Origin of the sequence: Nostoc sp. (genome assembly GCF_036917675.1) — a bacterium.
Lineage (GTDB): Bacteria > Cyanobacteriota > Cyanobacteriia > Cyanobacteriales > Nostocaceae > Nostoc.
Window position 1 is genome coordinate 18252 of record NZ_JBALCT010000027.1, and the last position, 13064, is coordinate 31315.

At 44.9% G+C, this 13064-nt stretch carries 14 protein-coding genes and 2 pseudogenes; 11 read left to right on the forward strand and 5 right to left on the reverse strand.

Annotated features, from left to right (window positions below):
- Positions 1 to 242: 242 nt before the first annotated feature.
- Together V7K31_RS09820 and V7K31_RS09825 are read right to left on the reverse strand one after the other, a co-directional pair.
- Entirely contained in the window at positions 243 to 539 is a 297-nt protein-coding gene (locus V7K31_RS09820; RefSeq protein ID WP_335094057.1) for a hypothetical protein, read from the reverse strand.
- 346 nt (positions 540 to 885) lie between these two features.
- A complete protein-coding gene (locus V7K31_RS09825; protein ID WP_335094058.1) occupies positions 886 to 1464 on the reverse strand; it encodes a hypothetical protein in 579 nt (192 codons plus the stop codon).
- Between the two features lie 155 nt (positions 1465 to 1619).
- Between V7K31_RS09825 and ytaF the strand changes: the two genes are divergently transcribed.
- The 3 genes from ytaF (at position 1620) to V7K31_RS09840 (ending at position 3817) form a co-directional block, all read left to right on the forward strand.
- Entirely contained in the window at positions 1620 to 2243 is a 624-nt protein-coding gene (ytaF, locus tag V7K31_RS09830) for a sporulation membrane protein YtaF (RefSeq protein WP_335094059.1), read from the forward strand.
- A 693-nt stretch (positions 2244 to 2936) separates the two neighbouring features.
- Positions 2937 to 3425 carry a hypothetical protein gene (locus tag V7K31_RS09835; protein WP_335094060.1) on the forward strand — a complete coding sequence of 163 codons (489 nt, stop codon included), beginning with the start codon at positions 2937 to 2939 and terminating at the stop codon, positions 3423 to 3425.
- 197 nt (positions 3426 to 3622) lie between these two features.
- Positions 3623 to 3817 carry a hypothetical protein gene (locus V7K31_RS09840; RefSeq protein WP_335094061.1) on the forward strand — a complete coding sequence of 65 codons (195 nt, stop codon included), beginning with the start codon at positions 3623 to 3625 and terminating at the stop codon, positions 3815 to 3817.
- 303 nt (positions 3818 to 4120) lie between these two features.
- On the opposite strand, the gene V7K31_RS09845 is transcribed toward V7K31_RS09840, so the two are convergent.
- From V7K31_RS09845 to V7K31_RS09855, 3 genes are all read right to left on the reverse strand, one after another.
- The gene (locus tag V7K31_RS09845; protein WP_335094062.1) at positions 4121 to 4498 is read right to left on the reverse strand and encodes a hypothetical protein; all 378 of its coding nucleotides are present in this window, start codon (positions 4496 to 4498) and stop codon (positions 4121 to 4123) included.
- Positions 4499 to 4744: 246 nt separating this feature from the next.
- Positions 4745 to 6265, reverse strand: a complete 1521-nt coding sequence (gene xisF, locus V7K31_RS09850; protein WP_335094064.1) for a fdxN element excision recombinase XisF — start codon at positions 6263 to 6265, stop codon at positions 4745 to 4747.
- 442 nt (positions 6266 to 6707) lie between these two features.
- Positions 6708 to 7223 (reverse strand): AraC family transcriptional regulator, encoded by a 516-nt coding sequence (locus V7K31_RS09855; RefSeq protein ID WP_335094066.1) that lies wholly within the window; start codon positions 7221 to 7223, stop codon positions 6708 to 6710.
- Between the two features lie 382 nt (positions 7224 to 7605).
- On the opposite strand from V7K31_RS09855, the gene V7K31_RS09860 reads away from it, so the two are divergent.
- The 8 genes and pseudogenes from V7K31_RS09860 (at position 7606) to V7K31_RS09895 (ending at position 13047) form a co-directional block, all read left to right on the forward strand.
- Positions 7606 to 8028 (forward strand): (R)-mandelonitrile lyase, encoded by a 423-nt coding sequence (locus V7K31_RS09860; RefSeq protein ID WP_335094068.1) that lies wholly within the window; start codon positions 7606 to 7608, stop codon positions 8026 to 8028.
- A gap of 51 nt (positions 8029 to 8079) precedes the next feature.
- Positions 8080 to 9075, forward strand: a complete 996-nt coding sequence (locus V7K31_RS09865) for an aldo/keto reductase (RefSeq protein ID WP_335094070.1) — start codon at positions 8080 to 8082, stop codon at positions 9073 to 9075.
- Between the two features lie 103 nt (positions 9076 to 9178).
- The gene (locus V7K31_RS09870) at positions 9179 to 9664 is read left to right on the forward strand and encodes a lipocalin-like domain-containing protein (RefSeq protein WP_335094071.1); all 486 of its coding nucleotides are present in this window, start codon (positions 9179 to 9181) and stop codon (positions 9662 to 9664) included.
- 72 nt (positions 9665 to 9736) lie between these two features.
- Positions 9737 to 10369, forward strand: a complete 633-nt coding sequence (locus V7K31_RS09875) for a TMEM175 family protein (protein WP_335094072.1) — start codon at positions 9737 to 9739, stop codon at positions 10367 to 10369.
- Positions 10370 to 10400: 31 nt separating this feature from the next.
- Positions 10401 to 10649 (forward strand): annotated as a pseudogene (locus V7K31_RS09880) (cyclophilin-like fold protein); the annotation flags it as partial.
- A gap of 73 nt (positions 10650 to 10722) precedes the next feature.
- Positions 10723 to 10836: pseudogene (locus tag V7K31_RS09885) on the forward strand (SDR family oxidoreductase); the annotation flags it as partial.
- Positions 10837 to 11016: 180 nt separating this feature from the next.
- Positions 11017 to 11736, forward strand: a complete 720-nt coding sequence (locus V7K31_RS09890) for a carboxymuconolactone decarboxylase family protein (protein ID WP_335094073.1) — start codon at positions 11017 to 11019, stop codon at positions 11734 to 11736.
- A 51-nt stretch (positions 11737 to 11787) separates the two neighbouring features.
- Positions 11788 to 13047 carry an arabinose transporter gene (locus V7K31_RS09895; RefSeq protein ID WP_335094074.1) on the forward strand — a complete coding sequence of 420 codons (1260 nt, stop codon included), beginning with the start codon at positions 11788 to 11790 and terminating at the stop codon, positions 13045 to 13047.
- Positions 13048 to 13064: the final 17 nt, after the last annotated feature.

Below are 13064 nucleotides of genomic sequence, written 5' to 3' on the forward strand. Positions count from 1 at the left end.
GTGGCGGCGCTAATCTTGGGTGAGCTTGGCAGTATAGCTGCTATTTTCCACTCGCAAATTCCCCTTAGCCAGAAAAAATAAAACTCGTCCCAGTTTATATTTTGGACGAGTCTTATTCTAAATCAACTCCCAAATAGAGAGCGTCAAATTGCTTAGTTCAATGTTTATGTCTTGTTTTTAAATGATTGACTGAAGAATAGTAGATTGAGCCTACTATTTACTATTTTTTGTGAAATAAATCCTTAGTTATGCTCATCGTGACGAATCGAACGGGAAATGGCGTTTTCTCGGCGGTTGAGTTGTTGTCGTTCCCGACGACTTAAAGGTCCATCTCTCAAGTCACGCCTCCGAGCCGCATTTAAAGATGCCTCTCTGCGCTCCAATGAATGATATTCACGTTTGTTAATACTACCATTTTCAACACCTTGAATAATCCGATGTTGCTGATTAACTTCCCGATGATAGACTTCTTGAGCCGAAGCTACTGTCGGCAAAAAAATTGCCGCCGCGCACATCGCAGCATATGCTAAACGTTTCATACTAATTTCCTCAAATAATTTTAGCAAGCAAGCCAAGCGAGAATTCTAGATTTTTTCAACATCTCTAAATACTCGTGCAAGATGTCTTAATTATATTAACCTCTTTGCTCTCATCACCTCGGACTTTAGTCATGAATCTGACCATGACTAAAGTCACTCTATCTGGAATAAGCTAGAGAAATGTTTTGAGCAATCGCTCAGAGAACAAAATACCTTCAGGACACCTCCGGAATTCTGTTTCGATAAATTTGACTCATATTAAATTAGGAGAGTATTGCTACTCTCCTTTTTTGTTTACTTAAATCTGCTCAAATTAATTAATGCCCAACTAATAGCTTGTTTGAAACTAAAAATTTCGATTCAGGTCGCTATTTAACGTTAAAGTCAAGTCGGTATTAGGATTTATCACCACCACTTGATTTGTGGAACTCTGATCAACAATACCCCCAATTATTGCACCCGCCGCCGCACCTGGGATAACTTTTCCCGCAGTAATAGAGCGATTCCCAGTTAGCCCAGAAATTCCAGCCGCTGCCGCTGCCCCAATTGCTGTATCTCTTAAAGTTGAGAGAACATTGCGATTCTGATTTGCTCCTACAGCTGTACCAACAGCTGTACCAGTCAATACTTTACCAAGGGTAATATGTTTATTACCCGTTAGCCCAGAAATTCCAGCCGCTGCGGCCGAGCCGACTGCCGCATCTTTAAGAATCGCTGTGAAGTTAGGACTACGCACATCTTGTGTTGTTGTAATTGAATGGGAAGAGGCGTTAATCCCAAGCTGTTGACCATTAATAATCAACTGACTAGCTACAAATTGAGAGCCACCTGTTACAGGCTGCAATTGTCCAACTATTTGACTTCCAGCAGGAATTACCACGTTTCCCTGATTATTAGTAACATCAGTTGCAACCGTTAAATACATCTTGAACTTGAAAGCAGGGGAGCAAGTAATAATTTTAGTAACCTTTCAGGACAGTTGAATTCAACAATACTCCTACTTTCCTCTTCACTAAATAGCTAATTTTGAATTGTTGAATAGTAATGACAGTTCTATAAAATAAAAAACAATGTATTTTTATGGGATATTTAGTATCATCTTTTCTTCTCTCATTCTCATCTAATATTGATAACTTTGCTGTGGGAATTGCCTATGGAGCCAAAAAGATAAAAATCGGTATACTTAGCAACTTAACTATTGCGATATTTTCGGCTATTGGAGCATTTTTCTCTATGTCAATAGGAGAAAAGTTGGGGAGATTCTTATCTGGTGAAATAGCTAATTTACTAGGTTTTATTGCTCTATTAAGTGTAGGATTATGGGGATTATGGGATACATTTAGGTTACACAAAAAAGAAATACTAAATCAGAAAAAACCTTCGGAAAATCAACTGGATTACACTATCTTTATAGAAAAACCCGAAACAGCAGATTTAGATAACTCTCATTCCATCGACGTTAGAGAATCTTTAACTTTAGCGTTGGCTTTAACAATCAACAATGTAGCTGGTGGTTTTGGAGCCGGACTTTCTGGTTTAAATATTCCTGTTACCACTTTTTTAACACTTTTATTTAGTCTGTTAGCAATTGAATTTGGATATTTTATGGGTAAGAAGTTCACTTCTAGAATTTCTGCTAAATGGTCGGGAATTATCTCAGCATCTCTGATAATTTGTTTAGCAGTATATGAATACTTTATTTAAAAAGAAAGTCAGAATATGCCCCAGTAGCTGTCGGGTTTTGGGGACAGGGAAAAAATTTTACCCAAAACCCGAACCCAGTTCCGAGCAGTATTGCGAGCGCAGCTACTCGCCCATAGAGTTCAAGGTGATTATTGGTTGTGCAAGTACGAAAGTCGATTGATAGTTACAATTATTTAATTATCAAAAATGAGCCAGATATTAGAGTGCATATCAAAGCAAATATTATCGCATGTTCCGCTTTTTCGCTAATAATATTAATTGCTATTGCTATCAAGAAGATAAACACTACTTTCAATATGCTAATTTAGCCATCCTTTCGTCATATTTTTGTCATATTATTGTCATCATGCTGTCAAATTGACATTTTCATGAATATGAGGGGGTATACAGAGTTAAAACGATCTGACGCGATCACTACTGAGCAAAGATATGAGCGTTCGCTTGAATAAAGGGAATGTGAGTGACAAAATGAGGGATTTCGGATTTGAGATTGAGCCACGTCTCACGCCATCTGCATAAAAGTTTCTCCTAATTCTAGTAAAATTTATCACATAACTGCTTCTAAATCAGGCAGAGGGCACGAGGCACAAGATTGACATATTAACTACATCACATTGACGTAAATCTAATTAAACCTTTTGTGTAACCAGGAAGTCTAAATAATGTAAACAACCTTTGAATTCATCATTCACTATGAACCAGCATAAAGTTCGTTCGATTAGTATCTTCACAGGACTAGTAGCAGTCGTTCTAGGTAACAGTCTCTTGATGACATCGGGATCTGCGTATGCCGACTTGCCAGGGAAGCATCCTTATTACCTGCACGCACTCACTGATTTACGCACTGCACGGTGGTTGCTAGAACATCGCCCAGGCGATGCTGCCGTTAGTGGACAAGAAGATGTTGCTATTCAACAGATAAATTACACTATTACCGACATTAAGAAGGCATCTATTGATGATGGCAAAGACATCAACGATCATCCAAATGTCGATGTTCCCAATAATCATCCTGGACGCTTACATAAGGCAGAAGAAATATTGAAGAAAGTGCATTCCGATGTCAGGCGTGAGGAAGACGATCCAACAGCCCGGGGCTTGCAACATCGTTCTCTTTTGCATATCGATGCTGCACTCAACGCGACTAAACGTGCCCTAAACGATCTTCAACATCATTTTTAGAGACTGGATGGGCAAGCTGATCTCGCCCCAATTAAATTGAATAATTTTTGGGCTAGGGTAAGCGATCGCCCTTGGTAGTTGGCAAGGATTTAAGCTCATTGGTGCGAATCCTTGGCTTTCAGGATGGCGCTAAGTGTGATTGCACCCCATCACCCCAACCAACAAAACTTTCATCCCCGCACTCTTAGCGGGGACTAGTGAGTTATGTGGGTCGGCTTGGTTCACGAGACAATCGGGAGTGTGTTTATCAATTCGTGCCTGTCGATGATCAGCGTGATTCGATTTTCGGGCAGTGGTTAAATCGGGATGAGAGTAGTTCCTCTGGTTGCAGTTTTAAGTGGGCTATACCGCTAAAGCAACAAGAGGAATTATTTCAACTTGAGTTGATTTAGATAAAGGTTCAATCATTCTCAACATTTATGCGATCGCAAACGCTCCCGGTTCCGAATTAGTGGGGCGATCGCACCCGCATGTTCGATATTTATTCAGAATTCCACATTACGGCTAATACGTGTAATGCAAGAGTAAAACCATTACTTTGACGTTGCTACTAGGGTGTTATAGCGAAGCTGAAAAAGTTACTATTTCTAAGACTTGGGAAGTCTCTTAGTGATTGGTAGTAGGGATCGCTTTAGCCATTGAGCCTATATGCAGGAATTGAAAGTCGCGCATATAGGCTCAATGGCTATTGAATTTTAGTGTTTGTAGAGGTGAGACAATAAACTTTCTAACTCTTGGCGACTGAGATTACGCAAACCATCATTCGCTTCCTTGAGCAGGGGTAGCATCGCTTGAAAGCGAGAACAATCATGGCATTTGGCAAGTTTTCCTGGAAACCAACATCTACACCCATCAACTAACTCCAATGAGAAGTCCTGTTGACATTGGCGACAAACATGGGTATTACCATCTTTACGGCGCATCCTCTGGTAAACTTGCTGGGATTGACAAAAGGGACAGTCAAGCCGACCAATTACCTCTGGTTCCGGGAAATTCTCTTTTTTCAGCACAATAGCATAAGCAATCTGTGTCCTAAGTTTATTTAGTTGAAATTGTTCAAGAGAATTTATCATCTTTAATACGCTCCTAATCCGGAAATTAAGCTTTTTGTTCATCTGGGGGGTTGAGAGAAAGGTTAAAAATATGAAATTCTCCCCCAAACAGAGCAGTCCATGTGCTTTTACAAGAGAATCTATAAGTTGCACTCACAAGGGAAAGATGATTTTCTCTCAAGCAATGTCCAATGCCCTATCTTCAAAGCAGAGTACATGGGTTGCTGCTCTCACAATCCTGGGTGAAAATAGACTTTAAAAACAGGTCTACTCATCGATGAGAACAACCGATTTCACTTCTCCATCGTGGATAAAGATTTGATTAACCAATCGGGGAAAAATTCCCACTTTCTCGTCGTTAGACAGCGTATGCCAGAAAGCTAAATTGTTCCCAGCCCGCAGAATTTCACTAGCTGTACAATTACTCAGGTAATCTTCACTAGATGAATTAACCGCCGATGCAATCTGCTGACGTAGCTTCTGCTTAAATTTCTCCAAATCTGGATCGGAGTCTTCAATTTCTGACACCGCTTTGAGCTTGGCTTGTAATGTGCTTACTCGGTCTGAGTCGGATGAAATATAGTCATCATCAAAGGACGAGCCTCTAGCAAACATCTGAGACTGACGAACTAAAAATTTAATTAAATTATCTTCAATTTTTTTTCGGACAACTGAGCGAGAATTACTACAACCTAGTTGGGAATATCTACAGGCATAGTAAGAATACTGTTTGTGCTTGCTAGAAGCGTATTTAATAGTACATTTGGAGCCGCATTCTCCACAAAAAATCATTCCCGCTTGATAAGCATACTCTCGGTAATGATTGTTAGCATCAGCTTTTTGTCCCAAGGCTCCGCTACCTATTTTTTTATTGAGTGAAAGCAGATATTGAATTTCTGCTGCCTCTTCATCAGTCATCAGTCTTTGGTCTGGATGAGTATCTTTAATAGTTGTCCATTCGCTAGGGTGTTTTAAGTGATTTCTTTTATCCTCTTTCAGGTAAGATGTGTGTCCACAAAGTACAGGATTAATTAACCAAAGGGAAAAACCTCTTTGTGTCCAATAAAATACTCGGTCATGAGAGTTGATTTTGGCACTAGTTTTGCCTACTCCATATTTTTTAAATACACATCTCAAAGCTCCTCTGATGCTTTTTTCTTGGATGTAGCTTTGAATAAATTCCTTTCCTAGTTGAGCTACAGTTCTTCCTGGAACTTGTTCAAGGGGGATATCAGACTTTTTCAACTGAAGGTAATTCTTTGGTCTATCTTCAGTAATTAGGCAAAGATAGGGACTGTTATCTAAAACATACTTGCTATCTTGAACAACATAACCCCAAGGAGCTTGCTCACAAGCTTTTACTTGATTTCTTCGGTGTTGTTTTCCATGTTTGACTCTTTCAGATAGCATATCCACTTCTAACTCAGCAAAGGAACCGAGTATATTCACCATTAATTTCCCCTGAGATGTACTTAAATCAATACTTTGATCTAAGATGATCAGGTTGACATCAGAATTTACAAAAACATCGAGAAACTGTCGCAACTTGGGTAAAGACCTAGCAATTCTATCTATTCTGGTGACAATTACTCCATCAACTTGCTTTAGTTGCACTAAAGTCATAAGTTGATTTAATTTGGCTCTATCATCTCGCCGCCCTGATTTAACTTCCACAAAGATTTCAGTCGCTTCAGCTCTTTTGAGACGGGCAATTTGTTGTTCTAAAGCTTGATGGTCTTCGGCTTGCTCACGAGAAGATACTCTGGCGTAACCAATTATTCTTTTCATCTTTACTTCCTGATTTAAATTCAACAAAGATTTCAATCGCTCCAATAGATGATGAGTTTTCGGATTAAAGCTTAGAATTAGTCTATCATTTTGTGCATACTCCGTGCAGGCTGCCTATGCACAAAAAACGAGACTAATTTCTCAATCAAACTGCTACTATTTCCCCAAATAATCTGATTTTTGGATAATTTAAAAACCAAATTATTGGGCAGAATTTTGAGAGCAATAGAAGTGGAATAACCAAACAATGGTCAATCGTAATTATCAGGAAAGTTGGAAAAACATTTCCCGATAAAAACTCAAACAGCCACCGAAATTAAATTCTCGGTGGCTTCCTTTCAGAATTACCTATTAGTTTGGCAGGACTGTTATCTACAGTAATACTATCTATTATATAGAATTTTACTCAGTTGACACTCAAGTTAATGCAAAAAGCCTCTCATTAGGCTGAAAGCCGTACTACGGCATCCAACAGATTTGCATCCAACGGACTCACGTCGATCGCTTTGACATTGGCACTTCTTTGTGCAGAGGGATAGCCCGCCTCAAGCATGACTGAACCAACGAGGACGGGGTCGAGATCGAGGCGAACGCTCAGGTATGGCTTCTGTTTGGACGCTTCCAGAATTTGACTCACAATCGGCAGTTCCACCGTCGCCAGTAGATAATGCATCGGGTCGTACTGATAGCGATGGTCGCCTAGCAGGACTTCTTTGCTGCCCTGAGCAATCACACAAAAGGCAGGAATAGAGACCCCATGACAGAATTCCATAGGTGAAGAGGAACGTTTGAGGTGTAATCCTTTCAGCAGCTCGATCGTCCCATCCTGACGAATCGCCTGGGCAATTCGCTCAGTTAGTTCGTCTCGATTGGCTTGCGCTCGGTCTGCCTCGCGCTTTGCCTGCGGGTCGTTCAGTAAATTCCTGTCGGACGTTTCACTTGTTTGTGCAGCGTTCATTTCTAATACTAGTTAAAACAGATTTTTGGACACATCAAGCTCCAGAAAAGGATTGGCAGTGCCAAGCCTATATAGAATCTATCGCGACTTAAATTGAAACAGGTGTAAGTTTGCAGGATTGTACAACGATCTTAGATGATCGTTCTATTGCTTGCTCTCTAGAATTCCTACAATGAAACTAAAGCAATGAAAAACGATTCCGGCTTCTTATAAGCATCTGGATTTTTATCCAAGAGACAATTCAGGTTTTATGGGGCAAGAGATTCGCCGACTGACGACCCAAAAGATATCAAGGCTAACCTTGCTTCCTAAAAAATTTCCATCCCTACTACATAGAGCAGGTGATAAGTGCTCAATTTCTACGATTGGACTGGCAACTGACATGACATTAAGTAAAGAAATTCAGAAAATGGACATCAAACAAAGTGGCTCACAGCCTTCCACCAAAGGATCGGCTGAGTATTTTACCGGCACGGTTCGCATTGACCCCCTGTTCTCAGCACCCGATCCAGCCCGCACATCTGGAGCCAGTGTCACGTTTGAGCCGGGCGCTCGAACCGCATGGCATACCCACCCGTTGGGACAAACCCTGATCGTAACGGCAGGCTGCGGTCTTGTACAGCGCTGGGGCGGTGCGATCGAGCAAATTCGACCGGGGGACACGATCTGGTTTGCACCGTGTGAGAAGCATTGGCACGGTGCTACACCAACCACGGCGATGACGCACATCGCCATTCAGGAACATCTTGATGGCAAGTTCGTGGACTGGATGGAACAGGTTAGCGATGAACAATACCAGAGCTAACCGTGAAGTAAGACAGTTCCGACCTTTAATTTAAAGAGAGGAGTTCAAAAAATGCAAAAGCGCAAACTTGGAAACAGCAATCTGGAAGTCTCGGCGATCGGGCTGGGCTGCATGGGCATGAGCTGGTCCTACGGGCCGCCCAAAGACAAGCAGGAGATGATCTCCCTTCTCCGTGCTGCCGTCGAACGAGGTGTCACCTTCTTTGACACCGCTGAGGTTTACGGTCCGTTCTTGAACGAAGAGCTTGTGGGTGAAGCCCTCGCTCCGTTCTGCGGGCAAGTGGCGATCGCCACTAAGTTCGGTTGGGCACCTGGACCTAACGACGGGAACAGATGGACTGTCTTAAACAGTCGGCCCGATCGCATCAAGCAGGTCGCTGAGGCATCGCTCAAGCGACTCAAGGTCGAGGCTATCGATCTGTTCTACCAACATCGTGTCGATCCGAACGTGCCGATCGAAGACGTAGCGGGAGCGGTGAGGGACCTCATTCAAGAAGGCAAGGTGAAGCACTTCGGTCTTTCTGAAGCAGGAGCGCAAACCGTTCGTCGCGCCCATGCAGTTCAGACGGTGACTGCACTTCAGAGCGAATACTCGCTCTGGTGGAGAAACCCTGAAACCGAAGTGCTGCCGACCCTGGAGGAATTGGGCATCGGCTTTGTTCCCTTTAGCCCGTTGGGGAAGGGCTTTCTCACAGGCAAGATCGACGCAGATACGAAGTTCGATAATACGGATTTCCGCAACACCGTCCCCCGCTTTAATCCAGAGAATCGTAAAGCGAACCAGGCGTTGGTTGATCTGCTCACTGAATTTGCCCAACAAAAGAGAACGACCCCTGCTCAGATCGCGATCGCGTGGCTGCTGGCAAAGAAGCCGTGGATCGTTCCGATTCCCGGCACAACGAAGCTGCATCGCCTTGAAGAAAACCTCGGCGCGGTGGACATTGAACTTACGCCGGACGATCTTTGCGCCATTGAAAGTGCCTCCTCAAACATCAAGGTAGAAGGCGCTCGGTATCCGGAATTTCATGAACAGCTAACTGGCCGGTGAACGGTAGTCAGCTCGCGCAAAACATTTTGAAGATACGTCTAAGAACGAAGCGTGCTTGGGAGTCGGGATTATGCCATTTCAGTTGTGACAAAAGGAATCATGTATGAAAGCACTATTTTGTGGGACGTTGGCAGTTGTTGTGGCGCTCAGTGGACCTTCGTGGGCGCAATCCACAGAAAGGAAAAACGCAAGCCCTGGTCTTGCCAGGGAAACGTTAGTCGGAGCGTGGCATTTGCTCTGGCTGGACGAACCAGGAGCGGACGGGAAACTAAAGCGCATTACGGATGCGAAGGGTTCGCTGATCTACACGCCTGATGGACATATGTCAGTGCAGGTCATGTATTCAAAACCGGAGTCCGCTTCATCCAACAATCCTGTAGCGTATGCTCAGGGCGGGTATGAGGGTTCCTTCGGTCGCTACGACGTGAATGAAGCGGCGCATACGGTTACGCATCACGTGGAGGGAGCGAACGTGCGGGCACTGGTGGGGAAAGACCTTCCGCGCATGTATCAGTTTTCTGACGGGCACCTGATCATAAGATCGTCTCGGACAGACGAACGCTGGTCGGTTACGTGGGAACATTACTGACCGATCTGCATTTTGGTCACCGTAGCAAACTACCCACACGAGACAAACGACTGCTGCAAGCCCGTGAACTGGATGGAACAGGTCAATATGAGGGGAAATCCAAATAACTCATCACTCATGTCAAAGGATAGAGTTGAAAGTTTCAGCGATGGGGTTTTTGCGATCGTAATGACCCTGCTTGTTCTCGAATTGCACGTTCCAGAGATTGCCGATCATTCCAGCTTTGGTCAGTATGCCGCTGCAATGGCACCGCTGATTCCGAAATTTGTCAGTTTCGTGCTGTCTTTTGTGATGGTTTCTATTTATTGGGTGAATCATCATTATTTTTTCCGCCATTTACGCAGTGTGCCACTCGGACTGGTCTGGTTGAACAACCTTTTCTTGTTATCGATTTGTTTTCTTCCATTTCCAACCGCTTTTGTTGGCGATCATCCAACTGATCAATTTCCGATTCTTTTGTATGGTGTAAATTCGCTTATCAGTACATTGGCGATATATGGATTAAGAAGCTACGCAAGCTATAAAAGGCTTTTCACCGTTGATTATGAATCCGCAAAAGTTCTGGGACCAAGAAACAGCATTCCTGCGATCGTCATCTACGTGCTATCAATTTTCTTAGTATTTGTGAATGTCTATCTGTCCTTAGGCTGTTTTCTTCTCGTTCCAGTGCTTTATTTTGTGCCAAATCTAATTCGGTTTCAATGAAAAGACGGACTGCAAAAACCAATAATTCGTTATGAAAATAAGCATAAAAGTCAAAGACAAAACCGTTACAGCCACCTTGATCGATAACAAAACCACTCAGGATTTTATTTCCCTGCTGCCGTTAACTCTAGCCTTAGAAGATTACGCGAGAACCGAAAAAATCAGTGATCTGCCAGAAAGGTTATCTACAGAAGATGCCCCCTCAGGTAGCGATCCTGCTATTGGAGATATTGCTTATTATGCTCCCTGGGGAAATTTGGCGATATTTTATAGAGACTTTGGGTATGCAAACGGACTCGTTATCCTTGGAAAAATAGATTCTGGCGTAGAGGCATTAATGTACCTGGCTCTTTGGAAGGATGGGACAGCCCGAAGAAATCGCCAATGCCGTCGTCTGGCTGTGTTCGGATGCGTCCTCCTTCGTCGTCGGGCACGCCCTGGTCGTCGATGGCGGTCAAACGGTGTAGTGATGTTTGTTGCCAAGCGTGACACCGTTGCAGTGAACGCGACAAATAGTGGAGATCACGCCAGACGGCGCTGACGATCCTTGTCACCTTATGCGCCCGTTCCATCCTCTCAAAGGCGTGAGACCAAAAAGAACCGTTCGCCACGACTCGGTGGCAGTGGCAAATAAGGAGGCAGTTTTGATGAAAAAGCTCATCGTGTTATTGGCACTGGTGTCTGTAATGATATTTAGCCTTTCATGCATGTCGGATGCACAAACAATGAACAACGATCAAACTTTAAACGCACCACAACAAAGCATCGTCACCATCGCCGCCTTTACCGCCAACGGCGATATGGAACATCTGTCTGCTGCCCTAAATGAAGGGCTTGATGCTGGCTTGACGGTAAATGAGATCAAGGAGGTTTTGGTTCAACTGTATGCTTATGCGGGATTCCCGCGCAGTCTAAACGCCCTCAACGCCTTCATGAGCGTTCTGAAAGCAAGGGAGGCAAAGGGAATCAAGGACGCAGCGGGTAGGGAAGCAAGCCCACTTCCGACCGATAAAAGTCGGATCGAGCTCGGAACAGAAATTCAGACGCGCCTAGCAGGAGGTCCGGTTTCTGGAGAAGTTTATACGTTTGCTCCCGCCATTGATCAGTTTTTGAAAAGTCACCTGTTCGCAGACATCTTCGGGCGCGACAACCTGGACTTTCAAAGTAGGGAGATTGCGACCATTGCAGCTCTTGCAAGCATGAAAGGTGTTAACTCTCAACTGCAAGCGCATTTCAAAATCGGCATGAATACTGGACTGACCAAGGCACAGATGAACAGTCTCGTATCAGTTCTCAAGTCCAAAGTCGGCAAGCCTGAAGCCGATAATGCTGCTGAAGTATTGAATAAGGTTTTAAGCAATAAATAGGTCTCAATAAAAGCTCCAAGCTATACCTCAGCCCTTAACGTGCCCAGTTCTATGTTCAATAAAGTTTCTCGGACATCTACGACTCCTCCCACCGTGGCAGTACTGCTGCCGATTATCGGAGTGGTCTTCATTGCATACCTCGTCATTGGTCTGGCGCTGCCGGTACTCCCACTTCACGTCCACCAAGGACTAGGACTCGGCACCTTCGTAGTCGGTCTTGTCGCCGGTAGCCAATTTACGGCATCGCTGCTTTCGCGGATGTGGGCAGGCTACTACGCCGACAGCCGGGGAGCCAAACGCGCCGTTGTTGCTGGACTGCTGATTGCAGCCGCATCCGGGCTGTTCTACCTGCTATCGCTTCGCTTTGTTGGCAAGCCTGAAACTTCGGTCACAATTCTACTGATGGGTCGGGCGCTGCTCGGTGTGGGGGAGAGCTTCATTATCACAGGAGCGCTGAGTTGGGGACTTGTGCTCTTGGGTTCACAGAACACAGGCAAAGTCATGGCATGGGTTGGAACGGCCCTCTATGCAGCGTTTGCGGTCGGCGCTCCGGTTGGCACTATCCTATATGCCCGCAACGGTTTTGTGGCGATCGCGATTACCACCACCCTAATCCCGCTCGTCACCCTGCTACTCGTCGCGCCGTGCCAAGCTGTTCCGTCGATGCCCCAGACCCGCCCTGCATTCACTAGAATAATGAGTGCTGTTTGGGTGCCGGGTCTCGGTTTGGCGCTCAGTGGCGTTGGCTTCGGCGCGATCACAACGTTTATTGTGCTGCTGTTTGCACAACATGGGTGGGGACAAGCCTGGCTCGCCTTTACCCTTCTAAGCATCGCCTTCATCGTCGGGCGCGTTGCCTTCGGTCACTTGCCGGACAAGATTGGTGGTGCTAAGGTCGCGTTGGTCTGCATCCTAATCGAAGCGATCGGTCAAGCGCTGATCTGGCTCGCGCCTGGGGCTACATTAGCGTTGTTTGGGGCGACCCTCACTGGTCTTGGCTACTCGCTCGTTTACCCTAGTTTAGGCGTAGAAGCACTGCGTCGTGCCCCGGCGGAAAGTCGTGGACTTGCGATGGGAGCCTACACCGCTTTTCTCGACCTGTCGCTGGGACTTGCCAGCCCTGCATTAGGATTGATCGCGAGCGGGGGCAGCTTGAGCGCGGTGTTCCTCGTCAGCACGCTGGTTGTATTGAGCGCTGGAGTTATCGTCGTGCGGATGCTAAAGCCACCAACGATTACCCGACGACATCATCGGACAACGGGACTTCCAGGACGGAGGACATCAAGCAATCGCTTTAAATCAGGTCTCTAGAATAATTTAGGAAGAAA

Coding starts and splice junctions, on each gene's coding strand:
- V7K31_RS09870 (WP_335094071.1), top strand. CDS start 9,179: ATGAAAGCACTATTTTGTGGGACGTTGGCAGTTGTTGTGGCGCTCAGT.
- V7K31_RS09865 (WP_335094070.1), top strand. CDS start 8,080: ATGCAAAAGCGCAAACTTGGAAACAGCAATCTGGAAGTCTCGGCGATC.
- V7K31_RS09895 (WP_335094074.1), top strand. CDS start 11,788: ATGTTCAATAAAGTTTCTCGGACATCTACGACTCCTCCCACCGTGGCA.
- V7K31_RS09820 (WP_335094057.1), bottom strand. CDS start 539: ATGAAACGTTTAGCATATGCTGCGATGTGCGCGGCGGCAATTTTTTTG.
- V7K31_RS09860 (WP_335094068.1), top strand. CDS start 7,606: ATGACATTAAGTAAAGAAATTCAGAAAATGGACATCAAACAAAGTGGC.
- V7K31_RS09875 (WP_335094072.1), top strand. CDS start 9,737: ATGGAACAGGTCAATATGAGGGGAAATCCAAATAACTCATCACTCATG.
- ytaF (WP_335094059.1), top strand. CDS start 1,620: ATGGGATATTTAGTATCATCTTTTCTTCTCTCATTCTCATCTAATATT.
- V7K31_RS09845 (WP_335094062.1), bottom strand. CDS start 4,498: ATGATAAATTCTCTTGAACAATTTCAACTAAATAAACTTAGGACACAG.
- V7K31_RS09855 (WP_335094066.1), bottom strand. CDS start 7,223: ATGAACGCTGCACAAACAAGTGAAACGTCCGACAGGAATTTACTGAAC.
- xisF (WP_335094064.1), bottom strand. CDS start 6,265: ATGAAAAGAATAATTGGTTACGCCAGAGTATCTTCTCGTGAGCAAGCC.
- V7K31_RS09825 (WP_335094058.1), bottom strand. CDS start 1,464: ATGTATTTAACGGTTGCAACTGATGTTACTAATAATCAGGGAAACGTG.
- V7K31_RS09890 (WP_335094073.1), top strand. CDS start 11,017: ATGAAAAAGCTCATCGTGTTATTGGCACTGGTGTCTGTAATGATATTT.
- V7K31_RS09835 (WP_335094060.1), top strand. CDS start 2,937: ATGAACCAGCATAAAGTTCGTTCGATTAGTATCTTCACAGGACTAGTA.